Origin of the sequence: Limnohabitans sp. Jir72 (genome assembly GCF_003063575.1) — a bacterium.
In the GTDB taxonomy this organism is placed as follows: domain Bacteria; phylum Pseudomonadota; class Gammaproteobacteria; order Burkholderiales; family Burkholderiaceae_C; genus Limnohabitans_A.
The window spans coordinates 127106-153215 of record NZ_NESC01000009.1 but is presented as its reverse complement, the minus strand read 5'-3'; the positions used below and the strand labels follow the sequence as shown (position 1 = coordinate 153215).

23 protein-coding genes are annotated in these 26110 nt (G+C 58.4%); 5 read left to right on the top strand and 18 right to left on the bottom strand.

Going from position 1 to position 26110, the window contains the following annotated elements:
• Nucleotides 1-359: 359 nt before the first annotated feature.
• The 3 genes from B9Z52_RS13785 (at nt 360) to B9Z52_RS13775 (ending at nt 5206) form a co-directional block, all read left to right on the top strand.
• Nucleotides 360-3236 (top strand): ribonucleoside-diphosphate reductase subunit alpha, encoded by a 2877-nt coding sequence (locus tag B9Z52_RS13785; RefSeq protein ID WP_233251965.1) that lies wholly within the window; start codon nt 360-362, stop codon nt 3234-3236.
• Between the two features lie 140 nt (nt 3237-3376).
• Nucleotides 3377-4507 carry a ribonucleotide-diphosphate reductase subunit beta gene (locus B9Z52_RS13780; protein ID WP_108414420.1) on the top strand — a complete coding sequence of 377 codons (1131 nt, stop codon included), beginning with the start codon at nt 3377-3379 and terminating at the stop codon, nt 4505-4507.
• 192 nt (nt 4508-4699) lie between these two features.
• The gene (locus B9Z52_RS13775) at nt 4700-5206 is read left to right on the top strand and encodes a histone (RefSeq protein ID WP_108414453.1); all 507 of its coding nucleotides are present in this window, start codon (nt 4700-4702) and stop codon (nt 5204-5206) included.
• Nucleotides 5207-5278: 72 nt separating this feature from the next.
• Here B9Z52_RS13775 and B9Z52_RS13770 read toward each other — a convergent pair whose 3' ends face one another.
• The 6 genes from B9Z52_RS13770 to B9Z52_RS13745 form a co-directional block, all read right to left on the bottom strand.
• Nucleotides 5279-6145 carry a zinc-ribbon and DUF3426 domain-containing protein gene (locus B9Z52_RS13770; RefSeq protein ID WP_108414452.1) on the bottom strand — a complete coding sequence of 289 codons (867 nt, stop codon included), beginning with the start codon at nt 6143-6145 and terminating at the stop codon, nt 5279-5281.
• 32 nt (nt 6146-6177) lie between these two features.
• Nucleotides 6178-7074, bottom strand: coding sequence for a 50S ribosomal protein L11 methyltransferase (gene prmA / locus B9Z52_RS13765; RefSeq protein ID WP_108414419.1), 897 nt, complete (start codon nt 7072-7074; stop codon nt 6178-6180).
• Nucleotides 7075-7088: 14 nt separating this feature from the next.
• Nucleotides 7089-8438 carry an acetyl-CoA carboxylase biotin carboxylase subunit gene (accC, locus tag B9Z52_RS13760; RefSeq protein WP_108414418.1) on the bottom strand — a complete coding sequence of 450 codons (1350 nt, stop codon included), beginning with the start codon at nt 8436-8438 and terminating at the stop codon, nt 7089-7091.
• A 16-nt stretch (nt 8439-8454) separates the two neighbouring features.
• A complete protein-coding gene (gene accB, locus B9Z52_RS13755) occupies nt 8455-8895 on the bottom strand; it encodes an acetyl-CoA carboxylase biotin carboxyl carrier protein (protein WP_108414417.1) in 441 nt (146 codons plus the stop codon).
• A gap of 166 nt (nt 8896-9061) precedes the next feature.
• Nucleotides 9062-9598: a TlpA disulfide reductase family protein gene (locus B9Z52_RS13750; protein ID WP_233251963.1), complete on the bottom strand. Its 537-nt coding sequence runs from the start codon at nt 9596-9598 to the stop codon at nt 9062-9064.
• Between the two features lie 14 nt (nt 9599-9612).
• On the bottom strand, nt 9613-10197 hold the full coding sequence (locus B9Z52_RS13745; RefSeq protein ID WP_108414415.1) for a hypothetical protein: 585 nt from the start codon (nt 10195-10197) through the stop codon (nt 9613-9615).
• Between the two features lie 104 nt (nt 10198-10301).
• On the opposite strand from B9Z52_RS13745, the gene mpl reads away from it, so the two are divergent.
• Both mpl and B9Z52_RS13735 read left to right on the top strand, forming a co-directional pair.
• Entirely contained in the window at nt 10302-11672 is a 1371-nt protein-coding gene (gene mpl / locus B9Z52_RS13740; protein WP_108414414.1) for a UDP-N-acetylmuramate:L-alanyl-gamma-D-glutamyl-meso-diaminopimelate ligase, read from the top strand.
• 5 nt (nt 11673-11677) lie between these two features.
• Nucleotides 11678-12562: a DMT family transporter gene (locus B9Z52_RS13735; protein ID WP_108414413.1), complete on the top strand. Its 885-nt coding sequence runs from the start codon at nt 11678-11680 to the stop codon at nt 12560-12562.
• 57 nt (nt 12563-12619) lie between these two features.
• Here B9Z52_RS13735 and B9Z52_RS13730 read toward each other — a convergent pair whose 3' ends face one another.
• The 12 genes from B9Z52_RS13730 to B9Z52_RS13675 form a co-directional block, all read right to left on the bottom strand.
• The gene (locus B9Z52_RS13730) at nt 12620-13741 is read right to left on the bottom strand and encodes a 3-deoxy-7-phosphoheptulonate synthase (protein ID WP_146182857.1); all 1122 of its coding nucleotides are present in this window, start codon (nt 13739-13741) and stop codon (nt 12620-12622) included.
• 240 nt (nt 13742-13981) lie between these two features.
• A complete protein-coding gene (tldD, locus tag B9Z52_RS13725; RefSeq protein WP_108414412.1) occupies nt 13982-15442 on the bottom strand; it encodes a metalloprotease TldD in 1461 nt (486 codons plus the stop codon).
• A gap of 52 nt (nt 15443-15494) precedes the next feature.
• Nucleotides 15495-16649 carry a rod shape-determining protein RodA gene (rodA, locus tag B9Z52_RS13720; protein ID WP_108414411.1) on the bottom strand — a complete coding sequence of 385 codons (1155 nt, stop codon included), beginning with the start codon at nt 16647-16649 and terminating at the stop codon, nt 15495-15497.
• Nucleotides 16650-16683: 34 nt separating this feature from the next.
• Complete coding sequence (ruvC, locus tag B9Z52_RS13715; protein ID WP_108414450.1) at nt 16684-17232, bottom strand: crossover junction endodeoxyribonuclease RuvC; 549 nt, start codon at nt 17230-17232, stop codon at nt 16684-16686.
• 14 nt (nt 17233-17246) lie between these two features.
• Complete coding sequence (gene mtgA / locus B9Z52_RS13710) at nt 17247-17981, bottom strand: monofunctional biosynthetic peptidoglycan transglycosylase (protein WP_108414410.1); 735 nt, start codon at nt 17979-17981, stop codon at nt 17247-17249.
• A gap of 39 nt (nt 17982-18020) precedes the next feature.
• On the bottom strand, nt 18021-18887 hold the full coding sequence (locus B9Z52_RS13705; protein ID WP_108414409.1) for an energy transducer TonB: 867 nt from the start codon (nt 18885-18887) through the stop codon (nt 18021-18023).
• A 34-nt stretch (nt 18888-18921) separates the two neighbouring features.
• Complete coding sequence (locus B9Z52_RS13700; protein WP_108414408.1) at nt 18922-20973, bottom strand: ribonuclease catalytic domain-containing protein; 2052 nt, start codon at nt 20971-20973, stop codon at nt 18922-18924.
• Between the two features lie 44 nt (nt 20974-21017).
• Entirely contained in the window at nt 21018-21608 is a 591-nt protein-coding gene (locus B9Z52_RS13695; RefSeq protein ID WP_108414407.1) for a YqiA/YcfP family alpha/beta fold hydrolase, read from the bottom strand.
• Nucleotides 21609-21630: 22 nt separating this feature from the next.
• A complete protein-coding gene (lpxC, locus tag B9Z52_RS13690; RefSeq protein WP_108414406.1) occupies nt 21631-22554 on the bottom strand; it encodes a UDP-3-O-acyl-N-acetylglucosamine deacetylase in 924 nt (307 codons plus the stop codon).
• A gap of 157 nt (nt 22555-22711) precedes the next feature.
• Complete coding sequence (gene ftsZ, locus B9Z52_RS13685) at nt 22712-23923, bottom strand: cell division protein FtsZ (protein ID WP_108414405.1); 1212 nt, start codon at nt 23921-23923, stop codon at nt 22712-22714.
• A gap of 136 nt (nt 23924-24059) precedes the next feature.
• The gene (ftsA, locus tag B9Z52_RS13680) at nt 24060-25289 is read right to left on the bottom strand and encodes a cell division protein FtsA (RefSeq protein WP_108414404.1); all 1230 of its coding nucleotides are present in this window, start codon (nt 25287-25289) and stop codon (nt 24060-24062) included.
• A 37-nt stretch (nt 25290-25326) separates the two neighbouring features.
• Nucleotides 25327-26103, bottom strand: coding sequence for a cell division protein FtsQ/DivIB (locus tag B9Z52_RS13675; protein ID WP_233251962.1), 777 nt, complete (start codon nt 26101-26103; stop codon nt 25327-25329).
• Nucleotides 26104-26110 lie beyond the last annotated feature (7 nt).

Here is a 26110-nt window from a genome sequence, read left to right as displayed (position 1 = left end):
CCAAATCAAGGCCACGGCGACAAAACTCGATCGCAAGCCGCATCGGCTGGTCATTTGCTTGAACCGATCACTTGGTTGCAAGGCGTTGGGACGGTCTTTTTAATCGCTCAACACCCCTCGCCACAAGTCCAAGGTCTCCAGTTTTTCAGTGCCTACTCAAAAATCAACACATCAAGGCCGATACACTATAGGTAGTGGCTTGAACGATCTCCAGACACCAGATATAGTGTCTATTACAAATTTTCACAATTGGATTTCGAGCTGATTTCAACTCCATCTCCAGATTCAACGCCCTGCAACAAACCAAGAACATGACCATGCAAACAGATCTGAACATTTCGAGTCACACCTCCGGCCTGATGGGCCAGCCCGAAAGCGAACACAACGGCATTGCATCAGCCAACACTTTGGCCAATTACCAAATCATTCGTCGCAACGGCGCGGTCGTTCCGTTTGAACCTCACAAGATCGCCATCGCCATGATGAAGGCCTTTTTGGCTGTGCATGGTACGCAGGGTGCGGCATCGGCCAGCGTGCGCGAAGTGGTCGAAGTGTTGACCCAGAACGTGGTGCGTGCCTTGGTTCGCTCACGCCCCGGTGGGGGCACTTTTCACATTGAAGATGTCCAAGACCAGGTCGAACTGGGCCTGATGCGCAGCAGCAACCACGAAGTGGCACGCGCTTATGTCTTGTACCGCGAGCGCCGCACGCAAGAGCGCGCACAACAGCAACAAGTCGCCACAGCACCAGAGTCCGCCGAACCCATCCTGCATGTGATCGACGGCGGCAAGCGCGTGGCGCTGGACCTGAACTACCTCAAGTCCTTGATGATCAATGCCTGTGCAGGTTTAGGCAAAGACGTGAGCGCTGAGCCCATCGTGGCCGAAACCATGCGCAACCTGTACGACGGTGTGCCTATGGAGGAGGTCTACAAAGCGTCGATCCTGGCTTCGCGCACCCTGATTGAAAAAGACCCCGATTACACCTACGTCACTGCCCGCCTCCTGATGCACACCATCGCCAAGGAAATCCTGGGCAAGGAAGTGCCACCCGAGCAATTGGCTCAAGCGTATCTGGATTACTTCCCCCAATTCATCAAAAAGGGCGTGGACAACGATTTGCTGGATGAAAAGCTGTTGCAATTCGACCTGAAGCGCTTAGCCGAAGCCCTCAAACCCGAGCGCGATATGCAGTTCGACTACTTGGGCCTGCAGACTCTGTATGACCGCTATTTCCTGCACGTGCGCAAGACCCGCATCGAGATGCCCCAGGCGTTCTTCATGCGTGTGGCCATGGGTCTGTCGCTCAATGAAGCCGACCGCGAAGCCCGCGCCATCGAGTTCTACGAGATCCTGTCCTCGTTCGACTTCATGTCGTCCACGCCTACGCTGTTCAACAGCGGCACTTTGCGTTCACAGCTGTCCTCCTGCTACCTGACCACCGTGCCCGACGATCTGGACGGCATCTATGAGTCGATCAAGGAAAACGCCTTGCTGTCCAAATTTGCGGGTGGTCTGGGCAACGACTGGACGCGTGTGCGTGCCATGGGCTCGCACATCAAGGGCACCAACGGCGAGTCACAAGGTGTGGTTCCCTTCCTGAAAGTCGTCAACGACACCGCTGTGGCGGTCAACCAAGGCGGCAAGCGAAAGGGCGCAGTCTGCACTTACCTGGAGACTTGGCACCTGGACATCGAAGAGTTCCTAGAACTGCGCAAGAACACCGGTGACGACCGCCGCCGCACGCACGACATGAACACGGCCAACTGGATCCCTGATCTGTTCATGCGCCGCGTGATGGAAAAAGGCGACTGGACTCTGTTCTCGCCTTCCGATGTGCCTGACCTGCACGACCTGTTTGGCCAAGCCTTCGAAAAAGCCTATGTGGCCTACGAGCAAAAAGCCGAGCGCGGCGAAATCCGCCCCAGCAAGAAGATTCCGGCCAACGACCTGTGGCGCAAGATGCTGTCCATGCTGTTCGAGACCGGCCACCCCTGGATCACTTTCAAGGACCCTTGCAACGTGCGCTCGCCCCAGCAGCACGCCGGAGTGGTGCACTCGTCCAACTTGTGCACTGAGATCACGCTCAACACCAGCGACACCGAAACCGCGGTCTGTAACCTGGGCTCGGTCAACCTGTCCAAGCATCTGAAAGACAGCGCCAGCGGCAAAGTCCTTGACCATGCCAAGCTGCAAAAGACGATCTCGATCGCCATGCGCATGCTGGACAACGTGATCGACATCAACTACTACGCCGTCAAGAAAGCCCGTGACTCCAACATGCGCCACCGCCCTGTGGGCTTGGGCCTGATGGCTTTCCAGGATTCGCTGTACGAAATGCGCATCCCTTACGCCTCGCAAGCGGCTGTGGAGTTCGCTGACCAGTCGATGGAAGCGATTTGCTACTACGCTTACTGGGCCTCGACCGAGCTGGCCAAGGAACGCGGTCAGTACTCCAGCTACAAGGGCTCGCTGTGGGACCAAGGCATCTTGCCGCTGGACACACTGGACCTGCTGGCGAGCGAGCGCGGCGGTTATGTCGAAGTCGATCGTTCTGCCACCCTGGACTGGGATGCTTTGCGCAATAAAATTGCACAAGACGGTATGCGCAACTCCAACTGCGTGGCGATTGCGCCCACGGCCACCATCTCCAACATCATCGGCGTGGACGCCTCGATCGAGCCTTGCTTTGGCAACCTGTCGGTCAAGTCCAACCTGTCGGGTGAGTTCACCGTGATCAACAGCTATTTGGTGCGTGACTTGAAGCGCCTTGGCCTGTGGGACGACGTGATGGTCATGGACTTGAAACATTTTGACGGTTCACTGCGCCCGATCGACCGCGTGCCTCAGGAAGTCAAGTCCTTGTACGCCACCGCCTTCGAAGTTGAAACCACGTGGTTGGTGGAAGCTGCTGCTCGTCGCCAGAAATGGATCGACCAAGCGCAGTCGCTGAACATCTACATGGCCGGTGCCTCAGGCAAGAAGCTCGACGACACCTACAAGCTGGCCTGGTTGCGTGGCCTCAAGACCACTTACTACTTGCGTACATCAAGCGCCACGCAAGCGGAGAAATCCACCGTGCAAGCCGGCTCGCACAACGCCGTGTCTTCTGGCATGCCATCAGGTGGCATGAGCGCACACGATGCATCGCCATCGCATGCACCATTGAGCACAACGCCTGCGACCGACGTTCAATTCACCGCGATCGACGATGTCGGCTGCGAAGCTTGCCAGTGATGGGAATACATCGCACACACATGCCAACATGGTGGTGCGATGCAATGGAACAACACTTCGAGCCCATGCATGCGCAGAAAACGAATCACTGCTTTGCAATTCACGCGCATGCTTTCATAATTTGAGAACTGGAAATTTTTATGTTGTCTTGGGACGATCAAGTTAAACCCGCATTGCAACCTGCAATGCCTCCAATGCCTGGTGCACAAGCTGCACCTGCATTGGCCTCGGTGTCAACGCCAGCAGCCCCCGTTCGCCGCATGAATGCCGCTGACAAGCGCATCATCAACGGCCAAACCGACGTCAATCAGTTGGTGCCTTTCAAATACAAATGGGCGTGGGAAAAATACCTGGCCACCTGCGCCAACCACTGGATGCCGCAGGAAGTGAACATGAACCGCGACATTGCTTTGTGGAAAGACCCCAACGGTTTGACCGAAGACGAGCGCCGCATCGTCAAGCGCAATCTCGGCTTCTTCGTCACCGCCGACTCCCTGGCCGCCAACAACATCACACTGGGCACCTACCGCCACATCACAGCGCCTGAGTGCCGCCAGTTTTTGTTGCGTCAAGCATTTGAGGAAGCCATCCACACCCACGCTTACCAGTACATCGTGGAATCGCTCGGTTTGGATGAAAGCGAAATCTTCAACGCCTACAACGAAGTCAAATCGATTCGCGACAAAGACGAGTTCCTGATCCCCTTCATCAGCGCGATCATGGACCCGAACTTCAAGACCGGCACACTGGAGACCGACCAGACTTTGCTCAAATCGTTGATCGTGTTTGCCTGCCTGATGGAGGGCCTGTTCTTTTACGTCGGCTTCACGCAGATCTTGGCATTGGGTCGCCAAAACAAGATGACAGGTGCTGCCGAGCAGTACCAATACATCCTGCGCGACGAATCCATGCACTGCAACTTCGGCATTGACCTGATCAACACGGTGAAATTGGAAAACCCCCAGCTGTGGACCGCCGAATTCAAGGCCGAGATCAACGCTTTGTTTCTGAAAGCCGTCGAACTGGAATACCGCTATGCCGAAGACACCATGCCACGCGGCGTGCTCGGCATGAACGCCTCCATGTTCAAAGGTTATCTGCGTTACATCGCCAACCGCCGCGCTACACAAATTGGACTTGAACCTTTGTTCCCGAACGAAGAGAATCCATTCCCATGGATGAGCGAAATGATTGACCTGAAGAAAGAACGCAACTTCTTTGAAACCCGGGTCATTGAATACCAATCTGGCGGGGCATTGTCTTGGGACTGATCTTCTGAAGACCCTTCACATGTCACCCTTCTTCAAGCCACAACGCATGATCCCTACGGGGGTTTTGCGATGTGGCTTTTCCGCGTTCATGGTGTTGAGGCATGCTTCAGCACCATGGATCGCTTTGTGCAATCCAACAAGCACCAAGCGTTCCCTTTCCGTTGAGTTCTCAACTTGATCAAGGAGAAAATCATGGCAACTGCAAAAAAAGCAACAGCTAAAAAAGCTGCTCCCGCAAAGAAGGCCGTCGCGGCCAAAAAACCTGCTGCTAAAAAAGTAGTCGCAGCCAAGAAGCCTGCCGCTAAAAAAGCCGCTCCAGCTAAAAAGGCTGTCGCGGCCAAAAAGCCAGCAGCTAAAAAAGTAGCAGCCGCTAAGAAGCCTGCAGCTAAAAAAGCCGCTCCTGCCAAAAAGGCCGTTGCAGCTAAAAAGCCAGCAGCCAAAAAAGCCGCAGCACCCAAAGCCGCTGCAGTCAAAAAGGCAGCGCCTAAAAAAGCCGCCGCTAAAAAAGCTGCTCCAGCCAAAAAAGCCGCAGTCAAGAAAACCGCAGCCAAAAAGCCAGCCGCCAAAAAGCCTGCGGTGAAAAAAGCCGCCAAAAAGCCTGCTGCAAAGAAGGCATCCAAAGCACCCGCTGCCCCAGCTGCTCAAACCACACTGAACCCTCAAGCTGCATGGCCGTTCCCTACGGCCGCCAAGCCCTGATTCAGTCGTTAGGCGTTAGCCTCAAAGCCCGACACTGGCAACAGTGACGGGCTTTTTTGTATTCAATGACATTCAAGGATAAAAATTCAAAACGCGATAGCCTGTTACCGCAACATCTGAGTCCATGCGCACCATCAATTGCCCTGACCAAACTTGCCCTGGACTCAATGACTTGGGCGCGCCTACGTCTGCAGGTGTCAGCACGCGACGAACCACAGGTTGACCTTGCATATCCTGCAGTGTCAGCTCCAGAGAAGTCATTGCGAGAGTCTGCAGTGCGCTGTTTCGAACCGTCCAAGCCAATTCATACACACCATGCCGATCTGTAAAACTGGAGCTATCGATGACCATGCCCTGTACATCCTGCAAATATACAGATTGACAAGTCATGACATCACAAATGGCATGAACAGGAGCTTCCATGGCGGGCCACTGGCCAAGCAAGGCGTGACGGCCAATCCACAGCGACTGACCTACAAGGCTCAATAACAAAACCAAAGCCCACAGCCGCGAAAATCCGGAACGCCATTGGACAACATCCCTTGCCGACTCTTGCGGCGAATCGTCCGCTTCACGAGAATGCCTGGTTATCTGCGGTGCAGAGGACAACTCAGCAATGGCTTTTTCAATCGCAGGTTTGAAACTGAACAAGGCTTGCTCAAACGAGGCCAGATCCCCCGTCGACGAGGACGTCGTTTCTACAGGACCGTCTTCTTGCTTGAGGAAATCTTGAACATCCAAGTGCTGGGCAATGGTCACATGGGCTTTGGTGTCACTTACTTTGAGCGCTTGTTCGTCAGACCAAGCCAACAACAAGCCCGCACTGTCGAAAGCATGCTGGCAACAGCCACAACGCAGCCAACCCTTGGCCACTTGAAGCTGATCAGGGGCAACTTGATAGACCGTTGAACACTCAGGGCAGCGGGTGATCCAATTCATGCAGGGATTGTAGACAGACTCGCCTGCTCAGCTCAAATAACCGCAACCGCTGACACAGCCGTCATCAAGATCCAGCCATCTTCAGCATCCGCCACGTCTAACTGTAGCCAGGGCGCGTAAGCTGCTTGAAGTTCTTCGGCTTGTCGCTCCAAAATACCAGCCAAAACGAGCGCCCCTCCCGGGGCTACATGTGAACACAACAACGGCGCCAACACTTTCAAAGGGGTGGCCAAAATGTTGGCCAATACCGTTTGGTACAGGCCTTGCGCTGTTTCTGGCAATCCTGCGGTCAAGATCACGCCATTGGCCTGGGCATTCAACACCGTCGATGTGACCGCAGCCTCATCGATGTCAACTGCATCGACGCGGGTGGCACCGTACTTGGCAGCGCCAATGGCCAAGATGCCGGAACCACAGCCGTAGTCCAGCACGCGTTGGTCTTGCACAGGATTGCGGGCAATCCAGCGCAGGCACATGCGTGTGGTCGGGTGGGTGCCTGTGCCAAAGGCCAAGCCTGGGTCCAGACGAATGATCTGTTTGGCTTGCGCAGGGGGTTCATGCCAAGTAGGCACAATCCAGAAGTCTGGGGTCACTTCGACCGGCGCAAATTGAGATTGGGTCAAACGCACCCAATCCTGATCGGCCACAGCCTGGATACCCAAAAGGCGGCAACCGTCAAAAAAGTCTTGCGCCTGCAGCAAGGTGGCCGCATCCTTGGCGCCGGACTCTTGCGCAAACAAAGCCACCATGCGTGAACGCTGCCAGCCGTCTTTGGGAGGCGGCATACCAGGCTCACCAAACAAAGCCTGCTCGGCAGGGGTTTGGGCGTCGGCATCTTCGACCGACACGCTCAAAGCATCCAATGCATCGAGCGCGTCGCTCAAAACGTCAACCCGTTCCTCCGGGCAGAGCAAATTCAGTTCAAACATGGTGTGGGCCGATCTCAGCGCTTGTGTTGGCTAAGCCAGTGTTCAAGGTAATGGATGTTGGTGCCGCCTTGCATGAACTTGGCGTCCACCATCAGCTCGCGGTGCAGCGGGATGTTGGTGCTGATGCCTTCGATCACGGTTTCGGCCAAAGCGGTCTGCATGCGAGCCAAGGCCTGCTCACGGGTGTCACCGTGCACAATGATCTTACCGATCATCGAATCGTAGTTCGGAGGCACAAAGTAGTTGTTGTACGCATGCGAGTCCACACGCACACCCGGGCCACCCGGCATATGCCATGAGGTGATGCGACCGGGCGAGGGCGTGAACTTGAAGGCGTCTTCGGCGTTCACACGGCACTCGATGGCGTGACCACGGATCTCGATCTGCTTTTGCGTGAAAGGCAACTTCTCACCGGCGGCGACCATGATCTGGGTCTTCACGATGTCCACACCGGTAACCCATTCGGTCACGGGGTGCTCCACTTGAACACGGGTGTTCATCTCAATGAAATAAAACTCACCGTTTTCATAAAGGAACTCAAAAGTACCCGCGCCACGGTAACCGATTTTCTTGCAAGCGGCCACGCAACGCTCGCCGATCTTCTCGATCAACTTGCGCGGAATGCCAGGCGCTGGCGCTTCCTCGATCACCTTCTGGTGACGGCGTTGCATAGAGCAATCGCGCTCGCCGAGATAGACCGCGTTCTTGAATTTGTCAGCCAAGATCTGGATTTCGACGTGCCGTGGATTCTGCAGGTACTTTTCCATGTAGACCGCAGGATTGCCAAAAGCGGCACCGGCCTCGGCCTTGGTCATCTGAACAGCATTGATCAAGGCTGCTTCAGTGTGTACCACGCGCATACCGCGGCCACCGCCACCGCCTGCCGCTTTGATGATCACCGGATAGCCCACACTCTTGGCTGCGCGTCGAATCAGAACTGGATCATCGGGCAACTCGCCCTCGGAACCGGGCACGCAAGGCACACCTGCGCGGATCATGGCTTGCTTGGCCGAGACCTTGTCACCCATGATACGGATCGACTCAGGGGTTGGCCCAATGAACTGGAAACCGCTTTTTTCAACACGCTCGGCAAAGTCTGCGTTTTCGCTCAAAAAGCCATAGCCGGGGTGAATCGCCTCCGCATCGGTCACCTCGGCAGCCGATATGATTGCAGGCATGTTGAGGTAGCTGAGCGAAGAAGCAGCAGGCCCGATACAGACCGCTTCTTCTGCCAATTTCACGTATTTAGCCTCTTTATCGGCTTCTGAATACACCATAACCGCTTTGATGCCCAACTCTCGGCAAGCGCGTTGGATTCGCAAAGCGATCTCACCACGGTTGGCGACCAGGATTTTCTTGAACATGAAATCCCCGTTCGGTTTATTCGACAATGAACAAAGGCTGGCCGTATTCGGTCGCTTGACCGTTTTCGCACAAAATTTGCGTCACGGTGCCAGATTTGTCGGATTCGATCTCGTTGAGGATCTTCATCGCTTCGATGATGCACAGGGTATCGCCTTCCTTGACGACCGAGCCGATTTGCACAAAAGGCGCAGAACCCGGGCTGGAAGAGCGGTAAAAAGTGCCGACCATGGGCGATTTGACGGCATGGCCGACGGGTGCGGCGGGTGTTTCTGCAGGCACAGCGACAGGCGCAGCCACCACGGGTGCGGCCACGGGGGCCTGATGCACCATCACGGGGGCGGCAACGCCCATGCTCTTGACGATGCGGACCTTGCCTTCTGCTTCGGTGATCTCCAGTTCAGAGACGTTCGAGTCAGATACCAAATCAATCAGGGTTTTGAGTTTGCGCAAATCCATAGGACCTCCATTGCGTAAGCCAACGTAAGAGCCTGAATTTACACCAATTTTCAGTAAAAACCCTCAAAAAACCGCTTAATCACACGCACTTCAAAGGAATCCATGGCTCAAACCCAAAAATGAAGAGCCAGTACAGGGCACGCCAGCTCAGGCGCGCAAGCCTGATTCAGATGGAGATCCATGCATTGAGTTCATCCAAGCTCAATTGCCCCAGCTTTTGTCGCCAAATTGAACCATCTGCCTTGAAAAACACACTGAATGGCAGTCCGCCTGTTGCATTGCCCAAGGATTTGGCCAACTCCGTGCCCCCCAATCCAGCCAAGCCCACCGGAAAACCCAGGGGCTGCCGCTGCAGGAATTTGCGCACCGCACTGGGCTGGTCAATGGCCAAAGCCAAAACTTGAAAGCCGTTGACTGCATTTTCACGCCAGAAGCCGTCAATCAAAGGCAACTCTTCCACACAAGGTGGGCACCAGGTGGCCCAGAAGTTCACCAACAAAGGCTTGCCTGCCAAAGAGGACATGAGCAAGGGCTCACCCGTGGGCGTGTCAAAGCTTTGCGCCCAGAAAGCATGCTGTGCAGCGCCGGACGCCGACTCCGGTGTCAAACGCCACCAAGCCAGGCCAGCACCTGCAAGACCGGCCGCAGCACCGGCAGCCAACAGCAAGCTGCGGCGTGAAGAAGGTTGTTCAGATTCCAACATGGGGGCATTGTCTTTCATCGTGACAGCAACAGTTTCAAAGCAGCCAGATCTCCGCGTGGCGCACGCCCTTGGGCATCGGGCAACAGGGCCCCGCGCAAATCGTCCAGATCGTAAATGCGCAGGTGCACGCCGATGTCCTCATGCAAGTCAGGACAAAAACTGTGCAGACTCAGGACATCGACATCGTCACCATGCATGCCACGCACAGTCTGTGTTTCGTAACGCAGGTTCTGGTTGATGAGCGCGATCTCGGCGGATTTGGGATCGTCACAAAACAAAGCCAGATCGATGTCCGACAAGCGGGTGGCCCAGCCCTGCCAGACCGCACCGCCCAGATGCGGCCGAAATTCGGTCAAGCGCTGCATCCAGGTCAATGCATGTTCACGCAGCGCCTGCAATTCGCCAGGCTGGGTGTCGGCACAAAACAGCGCAATGTAGTCCAGCACTTGCGCCTCGACCTCGTCATTGGAGGGCAAGGCGGTGCGCCCGGGCAAGCCCAAGGCCTTGAGGGCCCGTTGCTTGGAGGGGCCAAATGCCAGCCCCTCCTCCACCACCATGCGCGCTGCCGTGGCCGCAATTTCAAATGCTGCATCATTCATACCCACAATTGTGCCCTCAGGCAGAAATACCCCCTGCACGCCAGGGCCGAGAAAGTCTGGCCATCCCAAAGGTCATGGCCGCTAGCCAGACCTAAAATCAAGGCATGCATATTCATATTCTGGGCATTTGTGGCACCTTCATGGGTGGTTTGGCGGCTTTGGCACGCGAAGCAGGGCATCGGGTCACCGGTTGTGACGCAGGCGTGTACCCGCCCATGAGCGATCAGCTGCAGGCTCTGGGCATCGATTTGATCGAAGGCTTTGGTGCCGGCCAGATGACCTTAAAACCCGACATGTACGTGATCGGCAATGTGGTCAGCCGCGCCCGCCTGGCCGATGGGAGCCCCAAGTTCCCGCTGATGGAAGCGATTCTGGAAGCCGGCGCGCCTTACACCAGCGGTCCGCAATGGCTGTCCAAGCATGTGCTGCAAGGCCAACATGTGCTGGCCGTGGCTGGCACGCACGGCAAAACCACCACCACCTCGATGCTCACTTGGGTGCTGGCGCAAGCGGGGCTGGAGCCCGGTTTTCTGGTCGGTGGCGTGCCGCTGAACTTTGGCGTCTCGGCCCGCCTTGGCGGCGGCCAATACTTCGTGATCGAAGCCGACGAATACGACACGGCCTTCTTCGACAAGCGCAGCAAATTCGTGCACTACCGCCCGCGCACGGCCATCCTGAACAACCTCGAATTCGACCACGCCGACATCTTTGACGACTTGGCTGCCATTGAGCGGCAATTCCACCACCTGGTGCGCACCGTGCCCGGCTCGGGCCGCGTGGTGGTCAACGGTCTGGAAGAGAGCCTCACCCGCGTGCTGGGCCAAGGCTGCTGGAGCGAAGTGCGCACATTTGGCAGCGCCGTGAGCGACTTTGTGGCCGAAGGCGAGCCCTCGCATTTCAAGGTGCTGCAGGCAGGAAAGCCCGTAGCCGATGTGCAATGGGCCATTGGCGGCGTGCACAACCAGCTCAACGCACTGGCCACCATGGCCGCTGCCGAGCATGTGGGCGTGAGCCCGGCCGTGGCCGCAAAGGCACTGGCCACTTTTGAAAACGTCAAACGCCGCATGGAAGTGCGCGGCACGGTGAACCACATCACCATCTACGACGATTTCGCTCACCACCCCACCGCGATCCGCACCACCGTCAACGGCCTGCGCCGCCAAGTGGGCCATGCCCGCATCCTGGCGATATTCGAGCCGCGCAGCAACACCATGAAGCTCGGCACCATGAAAACCCAGCTGCCTTGGAGCCTGGAAGAAGCCGATCTGGCGTTTTGCCATGCAGGCGGCTTGGGCTGGGATGCTGCTGCAGCCCTCGAGCCCATGGGCACCAAAGCGCAAGTGGGCGAAAACATCGATGAAGTCATCGCCCAAGTGATGGCGCAAGTGCGACCGGGCGACCAGTTGCTGTGCATGAGCAACGGCGGCTTTGGCGGCATCCACGACAAATTGCTGCAGGCCTTGCAAGCGGCCTGAAGCGCATGCTGAACAAAAGCAACCGGCGACTGGGTATTGGACTGGTCACCTTGACCACGCTGATGTTCGCGGTGCTGGACACCACGGCCAAATGGCTGGTGCTGAGTTTGCCTGTGCTGCAAGTCGTGTGGCTGCGTTTCCTGACGCATTCGCTGTTTTCCTTCGCGGTCTTCGCCCCCAGCATGGGGCTGTCGCTGGTGCGCTGGCACGATCCCCGCTTGCAACTGCTGCGCGGCCTGATGCTGGCCAGCATGACGGGCATGAACTTCTGGGCCCTGCAATACCTGCAACTGGCCGAGACCGGTGCCATGCAGTTTTCTGTGCCCATCTTGATTGCTGTGCTCTCGGCCTGGTGGCTGGGAGAAAAGCTGGATGCCCGGCGCTGGGCGGCCATTGCCGCAGGCTTCATGGGCGTGCTGATCATCATCCGCCCAGGCAGCCAAGCGTTTCACCCGGCCATCTTGCTGTCTGCGGGCAACGCCATTTTGTACGCCCTGTTCAACTTGCTGACGCGCCGCCTGGCCAGCCAAGAACATCCCGCCACCATGCAGCTGGCATCGGCGCTGGTGTCGACCGCTGTGCTCACCCCTTTTGCGCTGTGGACCTGGCAAACCCCCAGCAGCGGCTGGCAGTGGCTGCTGCTGGCATTGGCCGGACTCAGTGGCGGCGCGGGGCATTATTTCGCAGCGCAAGCCCACCGATTTGCTTCTGCCGCTGTGCTGGGGCCGTTTCTCTACCAGCAGATCCTCTACATGACGCTGGGCGGCTGGATGGTGTTTGGCCAAGTGCCTGACCGCGCTGTGCTGCTGGGCGCCACCGTGGTGGTGGCCAGCGGTCTTTACCTGCTGTGGCGCGAGTTCCAGGTCAAGCCCGAATCACCTGCGGCCTGAGCCCGAGGGCAGCGACTGAAGGGTGGGCACGCAGTCCAGCCCGCAGACCTCTGCAGTTCAGCCTGCGCGGCGGGCCTTCACCGCATCGGACAGCACCTGCAACACGCCTTCGCTGTCGTCCCAGCCAATGCAGGCGTCGGTGATGCTCTGGCCGTAGGTCAAGTTCGCCACATCGTGCTGACCGGGCGTGAACTTCTGGGCCCCGTCCACCAGATGGCTTTCGACCATGACGCCGAACACCTGGCGTGAACCGCCGCTGATCTGCGCGGCGATGTCTTTGGCCACGTCGATCTGGCGCTCGTGCTTTTTGCTGCTGTTGGCGTGGCTGCAGTCCACCATCAAGGTGGCGGGCAATTTGGCGGCTTCGAGTTCTTTGCAAGCGGCGGCGACGCTCTCGGCATCGTAGTTGGGCGCTTTGCCGCCGCGCAGAATCACATGACAGTCCTTGTTGCCCTGGGTCTGCACGATGGCGACCTGGCCGTTTTTGTGCACCGACAAAAAATGGTGGCCACGGGCTGCCGCCTGGATCGCATCGGTCGCGATCTTGATGTTGCCGTCGGTGCCGTTCTTGAAGCCGATGGGCGCCGACAGGCCCGAGGCCAGCTCGCGGTGCACCTGGCTCTCGGTGGTGCGCGCACCAATGGCGCCCCAGCTGATCAGGTCGCCGATGTACTGGGGCGAGATCACGTCGAGGAACTCGCTGCCCGCGGGCAGGCCCTGGCGGTTGATCTCGATCAGCAGCTGGCGTGCAATGCGCAGGCCTTCATCGATGCGGTAGCTCTCGTCCAGGTAGGGGTCGTTGATCAGGCCCTTCCAGCCCACGGTGGTGCGCGGTTTTTCGAAGTACACGCGCATCACGATCTCCAGCGTATCGGCGTATTTCTCGCGCAGAGGCTTCAAACGGCGGGCGTAGTCCAAGGCTGCAGCCGGATCGTGGATCGAGCAGGGGCCGATGATGACGAGCAGGCGGTCGTCTTGGCCATGCACGATGTTGGCGATCGATTTGCGGGTTTGGGCGATCAAGGTTTCCGTCGCCGTGCCCGCGATCGGGAAGAAGCGGATCAAATGTTCTGGAGGCGGGAGCACGGTGATGTCCTTGATGCGTTCGTCGTCGGTCTGGCCGGTACGGTCTGCAGCATTGGGATACCAGCTGTCGGGGGCGGTGGTTTTGGCGTTCATCATGGGCTCCTCAATTGAAAAAAGCAGGTGAAAAAAAACCGCCGGGCTTTGTGGCTCCGGCGGTATGGTTCGAGATGTTCGGGTGCTTATGCGCTCGCCTCTCGTCCGCCGGGGACTGAGAACCAAAAATAAAAAAAGTAAAAAGCGATGCGCAAAGACATGTTGTTCAATGTATCACAGCTGGGTGACAGTTCCTGACAGGGCACACCGGGGACAAACCCGAGGCCCAGTCCAACAGGTTCAGGCCGTGCCGCCCACCGTGAGGCCGTCAATGCGCAAGGTCGGCTGACCCACGCCCACCGGCACGCTCTGCCCCTCTTTACCGCAGGTGCCCACACCCGAGTCGAGCTTCATGTCGTTGCCGATCATGCTGATCTTCTTGAGCGACTCTGGACCGCTGCCGATCAAGGTAGCGCCCTTGACGGGGTATTGGATTTTGCCGTTCTCCACCCAGTACGCCTGGCTGGCCGAGAACACGAACTTGCCGTTGGTGATGTCCACCTGGCCGCCCGCAAAGTTGGTGGCGTACAGGCCTTTTTTGATGCTCGCCACGATTTCTTCGGCACTCTTGTCACCGCCCAGCATGTAGGTGTTGGTCATGCGCGGCATGGGCACATGGGCGTAGCTTTCACGGCGGCCGTTGCCGGTGGGTTTGACGCCCATCAAGCGGGCGTTCATCGCGTCCTGGATGTAGCCGCGCAAGATGCCGTCTTCGATCAGCACGTTCTTCTGGCTGGCGTGGCCTTCGTCGTCCACGTTCAGCGAGCCACGGCGGTCGGCCATGGTGCCGTCGTCGAGCACCGTGACGCCCTTGGCCGCCACGCGCTGGCCGATGCGGCCACTGAAGGCGCTCGAGCCCTTGCGGTTGAAGTCGCCCTCCAGGCCATGGCCCACGGCTTCGTGCAGCAACACGCCGGGCCAGCCATTGCCCAGCACCACCGTCATCTCACCTGCGGGGGCAGGACGGGCTTCGAGGTTGATCAGCGCGGCCGACACGGCTTCTTGTACGTAGCTCTCGACCATGCCGTCGTCAAAGTAGGCCAGGCCAAAGCGGCCACCGCCGCCAGCACTGCCCACTTCGCGGCGGCCATTTTGCTCGGCGATGACCGTGACCGACAAACGAATCAAGGGGCGCACATCGGCGGCCAGCGTGCCGTCGGCGCGAGCGACCATGACCACGTCGTATTCGGTCGCCAAGCCCGCCATGACCTGCACCACGCGGGGGTCTTTGGCTCGGGCCATCTTCTCCACGCGGCCGAGCAAGTTGACTTTGGCCGTGCTGTCGAGCGTGGACATCGGGTCGAGCGAGGGGTAGAGCGAACGGCTGGCCGAAATCTTGCGGGCAGGCACCTTGATGCGTTTGTTTTGGGCCGCCGAGGCGATGGAACGCACCGTCAAAGCGGCGTCCATCAGCGAGGCTTCAGAGATGTCGTCCGAGTAGGCAAAGGCGGTTTTTTCGCCCGACACCGCCCGCACACCCACGCCCTGGTCGATGCTGAAGCTGCCGGTCTTGACGATGCCTTCCTCCAGGCTCCAGCCTTCGGATCGGGTGTATTGGAAATACAGATCAGCGTCATCGACCGCGTGGGCCTTGATGGCGTTGAGCGCTTGGCTCAGGTGGGTTTCGTTCAGACCAAACGGGTCAAGCAGCAGAGACTTGGCCGTGGCCAAGCGTTCGATGGTGGGTTCGCGTGAAATCATAGGGATCATTGTAGGGATTGCGCAATCCCCTTGCCCGGCTGCCCTGACCAGATCAGCTTTGGACCAGCTGTTTGGACTTGGCAATCGCCATCAGGATGCCCAAGGCAAAGCCCAAAGTGACCATGGCCGTACCGCCATAGCTGACGAAAGGCAAAGGCACACCCACCACCGGCAAGATGCCACTGACCATGCCCATGTTCACAAACGCGTAGGTGAAAAAGATCATGGACACACTGGCCGCCAGCAAGCGGCTGAACATGGTGGGGGCCTGCGCAGCGATGACCAGCCCACGATAAACCAGAAAGAAAAAACCGAAAATCAGGACCAGGCCACCGACAAAACCGAATTCTTCTCCAAAGGCAGCAAAGATGAAGTCAGTGGTGCGCTCTGGGATGAACTCCAAGTGGGTCTGCGTGCCCTGCATGAAGCCCTTGCCCCAAAAGCCCCCGGAGCCAATGGCGATCATCCCCTGGATGATGTGAAAGCCCTTGCCCAGCGGATCCCGTGCAGGGTCGAGCAAGGTGCAAATGCGCTGTCGCTGGTATTCATGCAACACATGCCAGTCCACATCGGCCTGGCACAAGGTCGGCTCCATGATGACCAGCGTCACAATCCCTGCCAAGGCCAGAACCACCGGCGGCAAGATCCAGCGCCATTTCAAGCCTGCAAAAAAGATCACCGACAAACCGGCAGACAAGACCAGCAAGGCGGTGCCCAGATCGGGCTGCTTCATGATCAAACCCACGGGCACACCCAGAATCAGCATGGCCATGGCGAAATCCAAGGGCCTGAGTCGCCCTTCCCGCTTTTGAAACCAGGCGGCCAACATCAAAGGCATGGCGATCTTCAAAATCTCGCTGGGCTGGATCACGACACCAATGTTCAACCAACGGCGGGCCCCTTTTTTGGTCAAGCCAAAGAGTGCCACAGCGATCAGCAGGCTCACGCCAACCGCGTACATCGGCACTGCCCAGGTCATGAGCTTTTGTGGGGGCACCTGAGCCACAACAAACAGGATGACGCCGGCCAGCACCATGTTGCGCGCATGGTCCACGAAACGGCTGCCGTGGTCGTAGCCCGAGGAATACATGATCAGCAAGCCCACGCAAGCGAGCATGAAAACGGCAAACGCCAAAGGCCCGTCGAAGCCGTCGACCAAGCCCATCAAACGTTGACCCAGCGTGGGTTTTTGAATCACTGCAACCATGGTGCGATTATCCTTTGATCAAGCTTGGGTGTGCTCAATGGCTGCGGCCACTGCGGAACATGCCATGCGTTTTGCGGTTGAGCACCCCTTGTGCGGCCAATTTGTTCATAGAAGGGCTCGCGTGCGCATGCGTGATGGCCAAACCCAAGGCATCGGCCGCGTCCTGCCGGGGCACCACCGGCAAGTGCAGCAAGCGCTTGACCATCTCCTGCACCTGCGATTTGTCCGCCCGGCCATGGCCTGTGACGGACTGCTTCATTTGCAAGGCGGTGTATTCCGACACCAGCAAGCCACAAGACACCAGCGCTGTGACGCAGCAACCACGCGCTTGCCCCAACAACAAGGTGGCCTGAGGATTGACGTTCACGAACACGATTTCCACCGAAGCCACATCGGGCCGGTAGCGCTCGTGGATCTCGCGGATGCCGTCATAAATCACTTTCAGGCGTGCGGGCAAATTGCCCATTTCTTCCTTGGTGGTCTGGATCACGCCACTGGCCACGTATTGCAGCTGGGAGCCGGTCATGTCCAGCACGCCAAAGCCCGTGGTCTGTAAACCGGGGTCGATCCCCAAAATGCGCACGGTGGCAGGTGCGCTCATGGCAGCGCCACATCGTTCATGCGGCCCACGATCACTTCGGCACGGCTGGCCAAATACGGGGACTGAGGGCGTTGTTCAAAATACCGTGGACGTGGCAGCATGACCGCCAAGCGTGCGCTTTCCCAAGCGCTCAAGGCCGATGCAGGTTTGCGAAAGTAATGCTGCGCAGCAGCCTCTGCGCCGAACACCCCCTCACCCCACTCCACACTGTTGAGGTAAATCTCGAGGATGCGACTTTTGGACAAAAAGACCTCCAAACCCAGGGTCAACACCATCTCTTGGGCCTTGCGCAGCAAGGTGCGCTCACCCGACAAAAACAGGTTTTTGGCCAATTGCTGCGTGATGGTCGAGCCCCCCACGATCTTGGCCTCAACGGGTTTGGCATCGCCCAGGCGCTGCGCACGGCGCTCAGCCTGCGCTTTGGCCTTTGCGTTTTTGCCCCAGGCCTTTTCAAGCGAGTCCCACCATATGCCGTGGTGCTGCGTGAATGCACTGTCTTCCGAGGCGAGTACAGCACGCTTGAGCGAAGATGACATCCGGTTTTGATCCACCCATTCTTGCCTCCAAGGCAAGCGCCCTTGCCGAGTGAGCACCTGCCAGATCTGAGAGCGCTCAAAGCTGCTGGACTCGGGCGGGATCAATGAAAAACTGGCGATGCGCAGCAGGAAAAAAACCTGCAAACACAACACGGCACAAGCAAGCAAAGTACACCAACGAACCAAAGCCTTCATGGGATTTCTTGCTCGAAGATTTGCATCATGCCAGCGGCCTCATTGGTCTGGTGTCAGCATGCGTGTAGACAAGGTGTCATCTCGCGAAAACATGAAACGCGACACGACCACAATTTGGTCAGCTTGACGACGCATTTTCGTTCCAAAAGGATCAAACGGCGCTGAGCTGCGCACGATGGCCACCGCCCGCTCGTCCAGCAAGGGGTTGCGCGACGAGCTGGCCACTTCGGTTTGCAACAACTCCCCTTGGCTGTTAACAGTGATCACCATGGTGAGTTTGCCGTACAGCTTTTCACCTCGGGCTTGCGGGAAGTTCACGGTTCCCTGCATCTCGATGGTGCGGCGCAATTTATCGTAGTAAAGCGCGTACACCGTCTCTTTTGTCGCCGGGCTGACATACCGCTTTCGGGGGGCACCTTGCGTCTGATCCACGCGCTGTTCGATTTGAGCCAACTGCCGGGTCAATTGCTGCTTGCGCTCTTCTCGCGCCTGACGCTCAGGCGTCATACTTTGATCCCCCGAGACATCCTGCGAGAGATCGGCCAGCTCGGCTTTGAGCTGGGTCAACAAGCGCATCTGCTGAGTTTTCAGAGCCTCAATCTGGCGTTGCACCTCGGTGATGTCTGTGCCCATTTCCTGGCTATGATCAGCAGGCAGTGGTGCGCTGGACATGCGAACTTCCGTCACATTTCCACCACCGGCCAAACTCACTTGAGCCAAGGCTTGCGCGTCTTTCGGACGTTCGTTGCTACGGGCATTGACCAGAACCACCTCCAGCGGCGTGTCTTCAAAAACCCGATGGAATGACTGTGGTGCAGCGAAACGCCACGTCAACACGGCCAGATGCAGTGCCAGGGAAATGCCCAAGGCCCAAAAGAGTGTGCTGTGAGAGGCTTGAGCTTTCATACTTCATCGGACAGCAGTTTATCCATCACAGCCCTCAGGCACCATCGCTTTGGGTGCTGTCATTCAAATCGACAGCGATCGTCAACGGACCTGCGCTCAAGGCTTCGTCGTCTTCCGCTTCATCGGGTTCATCGGCGGCCACTTGCGCAGCATCCAGATGTGCCGTGACCGTGCCCTTCACATCCAGCGCCATCAGGTCGATCTCGCCGAGCTGAACGCGCACACGGGCACCTCGTGTCAGGCCTTGCGCGCCCATCACACTGAACATGAGCGGCAGACTGTCCGCCCGCACCAGCCAGATGCCGCCGCCCATTTCCTTGACCAAGCTCGCGTCCAATTCGGTGATGCCTTGCTGCTGCACATGGCGCAGCGTCCAATAGCGCTCCATGCTGGACTGCACGCTGCTGTAGGCGCTGTAGGCCGCATCAAAGCCACTGATGATCGAGAACAGCTCGGCATCTTTGGGCTTGAAAGGCGCTGCCAAGGCGGCCGTCGCGCCATGCTTGGCGCAAGCGATGATCTGCCACTGGTTGATCAGGTCGGTGTAGCGACGCAGAGGCGAAGTGCTCCAGGCGTAGCTGGGCACGCCAATGCCCGCGTGCGGCAAGGCCTTGGTGCCCATGCGCACCTTGACGCCCGGCGCCATGCTGGCTTGGCTGCGGTAAATGCCGGGCACGCCCAGACTGGCCAGCCACTGGCCCCAGGTGCTGTTGGCCAAAATCATGGCCTCGGCCACCATCAGGTCCAGCGGTGCACCGCGTTGGCGCACGCCGATCAACACAGTCTCTTCGCCGGTTGGCGGCGCATCGTTGCTGGGGCGGTCGAGCTTGAAGCTGTAATCCGGGCGGTTGAAGTTCTCGGGCTTGCCGCGCACCACTTCACGGCGCGCCTTGAGGGTTTGGGCCAGACGCCAGAAAAAGGCCAGCGTGGCGCGGTCCACCGGCAAGTCAGCCGGGGTGTCGGCCTGATCAGCCTCCAACCACTCACGGGTGATCGTCTGGTCCAGCTGGTCGTGGCGCAGGTTGGCCAAGATGTTCACGCGCTCCAGGCGGGTTTCGGTGTGTTGCACTTCCAGCGTGTCTTCGCTGAACGTCACGTACAAGGACACCGCTGGGCAGGCACGGCCTTCGATCAAGGTATAGGCCTGCACCACGCTGTCGGGCAACATGGTGATCTTGTAGCCCGGCATGTAAACCGTGGACAAGCGCGAGCGGCCCAGCTGGTCGATCGCACTGCCCGGCATCAAGGCCAGACCGGGCGCCGCAATGTGGATGCCCACCGTGACCGTGCCGCTGCCCAAGCCTTGCAGGGACAAGGCATCGTCGATTTCGGTGGTGTGCGAATCGTCGATGGAGAACGCCTGTACGGGCGACAGGGGCAGCTCATCGGTGATGGCCGGTGCCTGCAAGGCCGGGAAACCCGTGCCTTTGGGGAACAGGTCAAACAAAAAGCGCTGCCAATGAAAGTCCCAGGCCGAGGCGATGGCGCCCGCCTTTTGCAGCAAATCCAGCGGCGCCATCTGGCTGCCCTTGCTGGCCTCGACCACCGCCTTGTATTCGGGCGTGTTCTTATCCGGGCGAAACAGGATTTTGTAAAGCTGCTCACGGATAGGCGCAGGGCAAGTGCCCGCTACCAAGTCCGCAGCCCAGGCTTCGATTTGCGCCTGGATTTGCTTTTTCTTTTCGATCGCGGCCAAGGCCTGTTGCACGATTTCGGCCGGGGCCTTGCGGTAACGGCCTTTGCCGGCGCGGCGGAAATAATGCGGTGCCTCGTGCAGGCGCATCAGGGCAGCGACTTGCTGCACCGTGGTGGCGGCGCTGCTGAAATAGTCTTGGGCCAGATCGGCAAAGCCAAACTCGGCATCCGAAGCAAACTCGTAGGCCAGCTCCAGCTCGATGGTTTGCCCCAAGGCGGCGGCTTCGCTCAGCAAGGCTGCAGGAGCGGGTTTCTCGAACTTGAGCAACATCTGCGCCGCCTTGACTTTGACCCGCTTGCCCGAGTCCAGCTCGACCTGCGCGGAAGCCTCGGCTTCGGACATGACTCGCCCGGCCATGAATTTGCCGGCTTCTTCAAATAATACGTACATGTCCAGATTTTCCCATGCCGACCCGCGGTTCCGGGGCCGCAGGTTCAGGCCAGGCGAAGAAATTCGAGGATTTCAGCTTTGTAAAGATCGAAATCGCTGAGCGCGTGGTCACTGCCCTCGATCAGATGCACACGGCCGGCCTGATGCCGAGCCAGCATTTCGCGCCAATCCAGGACCTCGTCCCCCTTGGCAATCAAGGCCAGCGTCTGGGGTGCTGTGCTTGGGACTTGCGATTCCAGCACCTGTAGCTCCTGAATATAGGCGGCATCAAAGAAGATGCTTTGTTTGGGGTCGTGCCAGGCCGCTTGCTCACCGATGTGTTGGGCCAAATCCCGCGAAGGGTGCACCGCCGGATTGATCAACACCGCAGGGCAAGTCAAGTGCTGGGCCAGCCAGCTGGCATAAAAACCACCCAGCGATGAACCCACGACAGCCATGCGGCTGCTTGGCCAATCGGCCACACCCGCCAAAACCTCTTCGATCGCTTGGCGAGGAGAAGCGGGCAACTGGGGACACCACCAGTGCACATGGGGGAATGCCTGCGCGATCCACGCGGCCATCTTGCGGGCCTTGACGGATTGCGGCGAAGACCGAAACCCGTGCAAGTAGAGCAGGTGCGTGGTTTTGTCGCTCATGCCAAGCCTGGCGCGCAGAACATCACCAGGCGGGCTGCAAAGCCGCAAAGCCCCGTGGGGCCTGACTGGCGCTGTCAAACGTCACGATGTCATAGGCATCGGGTTGCGCCAGCAAGGCGCGCAGCAACTGGTTGTTCATGGCGTGACCCGAGCGGAAGGCGCTGTAGGCCGCAAGCAAGGGATGACCCACGATGTACAGGTCACCCATGGCGTCCAAGATCTTGTGCTTCACAAATTCGTCGTCGTAACGCAGGCCATCGGCATTGAGCACTTTGTAATCGTCCATCACGATGGCGTTGTCCAGACCGCCGCCCAAAGCCAGGCCGTTGGCACGCATCATCTCGACGTCTTTGGTGAAACCAAAGGTGCGCGCACGGGCAATGTCACGGGCGTAAACGCCCTCGGACATGTCAAACACCACCTGTTGGCCGGTGGAATCCACAGCGGGATGGTGAAACTCGATTTCAAAACTGAGCTTGTAACCGTGATAAGGGTCCAGGCGCGCCCACTTGATGTTCTGACCTTCGCCTTCACGCACTTGCACGGGTTTGAGCACGCGGATGAAACGCTTGGGGGCTTTTTGCTCGATCACGCCCGCGCTTTGCAGCAAGTAGACAAATGAAGAGGCAGAGCCGTCAAGGATGGGAACTTCTTCGGCGGTGATGTCGACATAGAGGTTGTCGATCCCCAGACCGGCACAAGCGGACATCAAGTGTTCGACCGTGTGCACTTTGGCCTGGCCCACCGAAATGGTCGAGGCCAGCCGGGTGTCGGTCACCGATTCTGCTTTGACCGGAATGTCCACCGGCTCGGGCAAATCGACACGCCGAAACACAATGCCGGTGTCCGGTGCTGCCGGGCGCAGGGTCAATTCGACACGCTGGCCGCTGTGCAGGCCAACGCCAACGGCTTTGGTCAAGGTTTTGAGGGTGCGTTGTGCAAGCATTTGCGCATTTTAAGGGCGCAAACATTGGCTTGCGCCGACGAGGACATGCCGCTTGGACAGCATCGACACTCGGCAGGCAGACAGGAAGCAAAAAAGGCCGGACAGGCAAACGCCCGTCCGGCCTCCAAAGCACCAGAAATGATTCAGCAGTTCAAGATCAGTCGGCTTGCTTGCGCAAGAAAGCAGGGATCTCGATGTCGTCCATGCCTGCAGCCGACATACCGTCTACACGTGTGGCCGCGTGGGTACGGTTGCTGCGCCAGTAAGCGGGAACATTCACGCCGGTGGCAGAAGGTGCAGCCATGTTCAAAGTGGGTGCCACGGCATCTTGACCCCCCATGATGAAGGGCGCGTTGTCTGTACCGGTACGCAGCACCTGCAAAGGAGGGGCTGTGCGGCGTGCGCCTTGCTTGGACAGGCCTGTGGCCACCACGGTCACGCGGATCTCGTCGCCCAAGCTTTCGTCGTAAGCCGTGCCGTAGATCACGTGGGCATTTTCCGATGCGTAAGCACGGATGGTGTTCATCGCCTGCTTGGACTCTGACAATTTCAAGGAGCCTTTGGCGGCACTGATCAACACCAGCACACCTTTGGCACCCGACAAGTCCACACCTTCAAGCAAGGGGCAAGCCACGGCTTGCTCGGCAGCGATGCGGGCGCGGTCAGGGCCGCTGGCGGCGGCCGTGCCCATCATGGCTTTGCCTGGCTCACCCATCACGGTGCGCACGTCTTCGAAGTCGACGTTCACGTGGCCAGGTACGTTGATGATCTCGGCGATACCGCCGACCGCGTTTTTCAACACGTCGTTGGCATGGGCAAAGGCCTCGTCTTGTGTCATGTCATCACCGCCGGGCAATTCCAGCAGTTTTTCGTTCAAGACCACGATCAAAGAGTCTACGTTGGCTTCGAGTTCTTGCATGCCGAGGTCGGCATTGGACATGCGGCGACCACCTTCGAATTCGAAAGGCTTGGTCACCACACCCACAGTGAGGATACCCATTTCCTTGGCAATGCGCGCGATCACGGGCGCAGCGCCAGTGCCGGTGCCGCCGCCCATGCCGGCAGTGATGAACAACATGTGAGCGCCTTCAATGGCGGCGCGGATGTCGGCTTCTGCACTCTCGGCTGCTTCGCGGCCTTTTTCAGGCTTGCTGCCAGCGCCCAGGCCGGTTTGACCCAGCTGGATGAAACGGTGCGCGGCGCTGCGAGCCAGCGCCTGTGCATCGGTGTTGGCGCAGATGAACTCAACGCCTTGGACGTGGCGCTCAATCATGTGCTCGACTGCGTTGCCGCCGCCGCCGCCGACACCGATCACTTTGATCTGGGTGCCTTGGTTGAATTCTTCGGTTTGGATCATTTCAATGGACATGGTGCTCTCCTAAATATGTGCTTTGCCTGAATTTTGTGGATCTTGTTTTTGGGAAACGGGTTCAAGGTTTGTCAACATCGACAAGGCCTCGACACAGGGGGGCCGCCTCGGGCCAGGAAAAGTTTTTTCCAGTTCATCAGAAGTTCCCCACAATGAAGTCTTTGAAGCGGCCAAAAGCGTTGTTGACGGAGCTCTTCTTTTGCGTGACCTTGAAGCCGCGCAGACGCGCCATGCGGGCCTCTTCGAGCAGCCCCATCACAGTGGCGGCACGCGGCTGGCTGACCATGTCGGCCAGACCGCCTGCGTATTTGGGCAAGCCACGACGAACGGGCTTGAGGAAAATGTCTTCACCCAACTCGATCATGCCGGGCATGACCGCACTGCCGCCGGTGAGCACAATGCCCGAGGACAGTACTTCTTCATAGCCCGACTCGCGGATGACCTGGTGCACCAGCGAGAAAATTTCTTCGATGCGGGGCTCGATGACGCCGGCCAGCGCTTGCTTGCTCAGCATGCGGGGGCCACGGTCACCCAAGCCAGGCACCTCGACCTGCGCATCGGGATCGGCCAGCAATTGCTTGGCGTAACCGCTTTCAACCTTGATGTCTTCCGCGTCCTTGGTGGGGGTACGCAAAGCCATGGCAATGTCGCTGGTGATCAGGTCACCGGCAATGGGGATCACGGCGGTGTGGCGGATCGAGCCGTTGGCAAAGATCGCCACATCGGTGGTGCCTGCGCCGATGTCCACACAGACCACGCCCAGTTCTCGTTCGTCTTCGGACAGCACGGCCAGGCTGGACGACTGGGGGTTCAGCAGCAACTGGTCGACTTCAAGGCCACAGCGGCGCACGCACTTGATGATGTTTTCCGCCGCGCTTTGCGCACCGGTCACGATGTGCACCTTGGCTTCCAGGCGCATGCCGCTCATGCCAATCGGCTCTTTGACTTCTTGGCTGTCGATGACAAATTCTTGGGGTGCCACCAGCAGCAAACGCTGGTCGGTGGAGATGTTGATGGCACGGGCAGTTTCCATCACACGGGCCACATCGGCCGGCGTGACTTCCTTGTCCTTGATGGCCACCATGCCGCTGGAGTTGATGCCGCGGATGTGGCTGCCAGTGATGCCCACGTTCACGCGGGTGATCTTGCAATCGGCCATCAACTCGGCTTCTTTCAAAGCCTGCTGGATGCTTTGCACGGTGGCGTCGATGTTGACCACCACGCCGCGCTTGAGGCCATTGCCCGGCGCAATACCCAAACCTGCAATCTTGAGCTGCCCATCGGGCAAGACCTCGGCCACCACCGCCATGACTTTGGAGGTGCCAATGTCCAAACCCACCACCAGATCTTTGTACTCTTTTGCCATATGACTCACCGTTTCCGTTGTATTTCTGCTTGATCACTCAAGGTCTTTTGTTGCCATCTGCTTCCACCGTGTTCACACCTTGCAAACGCAAGGCATAACCATCCTTGTGGCGCAAATCCGCACCGATCAAAGACGTGGAAGTCCTGCCGTATCGGCCCGTGACCTGTGAGAGTGTCTTGAAAAAAACCTTTAGAGCTGCACCAACCTCCGCCTCATTTCCACGCCCCAGTTCCATCCATGCCCCCGCCTTCGTCAAGAGGCGCCAGCTGCCCCGCGGTGTCAACTCCAATTCATCGATGTCCATGTCCATCGCCACATAGATGGGGCGAAGGTATTGGTACATTTGCAGCACCTCCCGGGAAAGTCCATCTGGGCCTTTCATGCGAGGCAAGTCCTCTACATCGGCCTCATCCAAATTGGCCTCGAACACCTGGCCTTGTTGGTTGACCATCGTTGTGGCCTCCTCTTGGCCCCACAACGCGACAGGTCGATGCTCCTGCAAAACAACATGCAAATGATTGGGGTAGTCGCGCCGAACAACGGCAGAGCGCACCCAGGGCACAGCTTCAAAGGCTTGGCGCGCAGCATCCAAATCCAAGGTGAAGAAATTACCCGAAAGTTTGGGCATGACATTGGCCTTGAATGTCACCGCGTTGTTGCGACTGACCTCCCCGTGCACGCTGATGGACTCGATTGAAAACACTGGATGAGCAAAAACCCATCGAACCCCATTGCCGAGCGCCAGCAACACGACCCCCACCACCAACAAGTTGGCGGTGAAGTACATGAGCCGGACGTCCATCGGCAAAGGCATGGCTTTT

Excerpts from the sequence above, each read along its gene's own strand:
- B9Z52_RS13785 (WP_233251965.1), top strand. The coding sequence starts at position 360 with ATGGGCCAGCCCGAAAGCGAACACAACGGCATTGCATCAGCCAACACT.
- B9Z52_RS13780 (WP_108414420.1), top strand. The coding sequence starts at position 3,377 with ATGTTGTCTTGGGACGATCAAGTTAAACCCGCATTGCAACCTGCAATG.
- B9Z52_RS13775 (WP_108414453.1), top strand. The coding sequence starts at position 4,700 with ATGGCAACTGCAAAAAAAGCAACAGCTAAAAAAGCTGCTCCCGCAAAG.
- B9Z52_RS13770 (WP_108414452.1), bottom strand. The coding sequence starts at position 6,145 with ATGAATTGGATCACCCGCTGCCCTGAGTGTTCAACGGTCTATCAAGTT.
- prmA (WP_108414419.1), bottom strand. The coding sequence starts at position 7,074 with ATGTTTGAACTGAATTTGCTCTGCCCGGAGGAACGGGTTGACGTTTTG.
- accC (WP_108414418.1), bottom strand. The coding sequence starts at position 8,438 with ATGTTCAAGAAAATCCTGGTCGCCAACCGTGGTGAGATCGCTTTGCGA.
- accB (WP_108414417.1), bottom strand. The coding sequence starts at position 8,895 with ATGGATTTGCGCAAACTCAAAACCCTGATTGATTTGGTATCTGACTCG.
- B9Z52_RS13750 (WP_233251963.1), bottom strand. The coding sequence starts at position 9,598 with ATGTTGGAATCTGAACAACCTTCTTCACGCCGCAGCTTGCTGTTGGCT.
- B9Z52_RS13745 (WP_108414415.1), bottom strand. The coding sequence starts at position 10,197 with ATGAATGATGCAGCATTTGAAATTGCGGCCACGGCAGCGCGCATGGTG.
- mpl (WP_108414414.1), top strand. The coding sequence starts at position 10,302 with ATGCATATTCATATTCTGGGCATTTGTGGCACCTTCATGGGTGGTTTG.
- B9Z52_RS13735 (WP_108414413.1), top strand. The coding sequence starts at position 11,678 with ATGCTGAACAAAAGCAACCGGCGACTGGGTATTGGACTGGTCACCTTG.
- B9Z52_RS13730 (WP_146182857.1), bottom strand. The coding sequence starts at position 13,741 with ATGAACGCCAAAACCACCGCCCCCGACAGCTGGTATCCCAATGCTGCA.
- tldD (WP_108414412.1), bottom strand. The coding sequence starts at position 15,442 with ATGATTTCACGCGAACCCACCATCGAACGCTTGGCCACGGCCAAGTCT.
- rodA (WP_108414411.1), bottom strand. The coding sequence starts at position 16,649 with ATGGTTGCAGTGATTCAAAAACCCACGCTGGGTCAACGTTTGATGGGC.
- mtgA (WP_108414410.1), bottom strand. The coding sequence starts at position 17,981 with ATGAAGGCTTTGGTTCGTTGGTGTACTTTGCTTGCTTGTGCCGTGTTG.
- B9Z52_RS13705 (WP_108414409.1), bottom strand. The coding sequence starts at position 18,887 with ATGAAAGCTCAAGCCTCTCACAGCACACTCTTTTGGGCCTTGGGCATT.
- B9Z52_RS13700 (WP_108414408.1), bottom strand. The coding sequence starts at position 20,973 with ATGTACGTATTATTTGAAGAAGCCGGCAAATTCATGGCCGGGCGAGTC.
- B9Z52_RS13695 (WP_108414407.1), bottom strand. The coding sequence starts at position 21,608 with ATGAGCGACAAAACCACGCACCTGCTCTACTTGCACGGGTTTCGGTCT.
- lpxC (WP_108414406.1), bottom strand. The coding sequence starts at position 22,554 with ATGCTTGCACAACGCACCCTCAAAACCTTGACCAAAGCCGTTGGCGTT.
- ftsZ (WP_108414405.1), bottom strand. The coding sequence starts at position 23,923 with ATGTCCATTGAAATGATCCAAACCGAAGAATTCAACCAAGGCACCCAG.
- ftsA (WP_108414404.1), bottom strand. The coding sequence starts at position 25,289 with ATGGCAAAAGAGTACAAAGATCTGGTGGTGGGTTTGGACATTGGCACC.
- B9Z52_RS13675 (WP_233251962.1), bottom strand. The coding sequence starts at position 26,103 with ATGCCTTTGCCGATGGACGTCCGGCTCATGTACTTCACCGCCAACTTG.